Raw genomic sequence first — 1,244 nt, 5'->3', positions numbered from 1 at the left:
GAGAGTTTGTTAGATCAGGAAGCATCCCATTGGCTCAACCCACATTTATTGTGAACAGAGCCTTCCAGGGCAAGCCTTCCAGACTCAACTCCGTTAGTAATCGACCCATCCCAACCGGCATCCTCACGAGCTTGTACAAGAGTGTTAATTCGCTGCTCGTAGCTCTGAACAATTTCAGCACCTAATTGTGCTCTAACTTCAGGATCATTGAGTACGGCTTTGAGACCATTAAAGGTATCAATGGGATTCATTACAACGAGTGCAATGCCCTCAGCCATTTCATAGGCTGATAACCCTATACCTCCCCCAACACCAATAATTACTCCCAGATCCTGTTGAGCATCTATTAGCCCCCAGGCGATATTTATTTTGTGTTTGCAAAAATCAGTCTTGCATGCTGCTAGTTCTTCATGCTTTTGGGCCTGCTGCCAATGACTCAGATAATTATTTTCAACTTCATTTCGAGCTGCGGTAGCAGCGACATCAGGGTCTTTCCCCACAGCCAAAGCAACAATGGCAGCAGATAGTTCAGATATTCCGACAATCAGTGCTCGCTCTTCATTAGTAAGAACAATGTCATTGTTAATTGTTTCATTTACAGTAGGTGCGATACTTGCACTTATCGCTCCACCTACTGCACCACTACCACAGTCTTTCCCGCCAGCTTTGGCTGCTATACACCCTAAGGCAGCATGAGCAGTAATATTTTCAAGGGAGCCAGAGGCAGTTGCACCGCCAATAGCATTGGCAGCGCTGGCGGCGGCCTGCTGTATAATCATTTGCTGCAGGGTATCAACTAGGTTATCCCCTAAACTACCGCCGTTAATTGCTGTGTTAATCGTCGACTTTACAGCTGCCTGATAAGTGATATTTTTTGCAATGTTCCAGAGGCTGTTGTTTGGAACAAGGTCACCTCGCACAAGGCCAGCTGTGGCCATAGCCGCTGCAATACTTTTGATAGACTCACTGGATCCCAGTTCATCGAAAACAGCGCCTAAGTCACCTTTATTATTAATGGTGCTGATCGTCGCCTGACTTGCGAGGGCGGTATAACCCGCCTGTAAGGCTGCACCAACGGGACCAGCGCCAAAACCAAGAGAAGCAAAACCACCCGGCCCTGTCGCAATAGCTACGGCAATAGCGACAACAATAGAAGCCGCTGGCGCTAGCCCCTCACTCTCATAATCCCACTGGTCATGAATTTCCTGTACCCGGCTCCAGTCCACCCGTGGATCATTTTCCAG

Annotated in this window: 1 protein-coding gene; it reads right to left on the bottom strand. The window is 48.0% G+C overall.

The genetic code is table 11. The features are described 5' to 3' along the window. Positions 1-14: 14 nt before the first annotated feature. Positions 15-1,244 (bottom strand): DUF637 domain-containing protein (locus QMA35_RS21740; RefSeq protein WP_281649222.1); only part of this gene is annotated, 1,230 nt, incomplete at its 5' end.

Origin of the sequence: Parendozoicomonas sp. Alg238-R29 (assembly GCF_947331445.1) — a bacterium.
GTDB lineage: Bacteria > Pseudomonadota > Gammaproteobacteria > Pseudomonadales > Endozoicomonadaceae > Sansalvadorimonas.
Note: the sequence above shows the minus strand (reverse complement) of the source record. Positions and strands in the feature narration are given on the sequence as shown.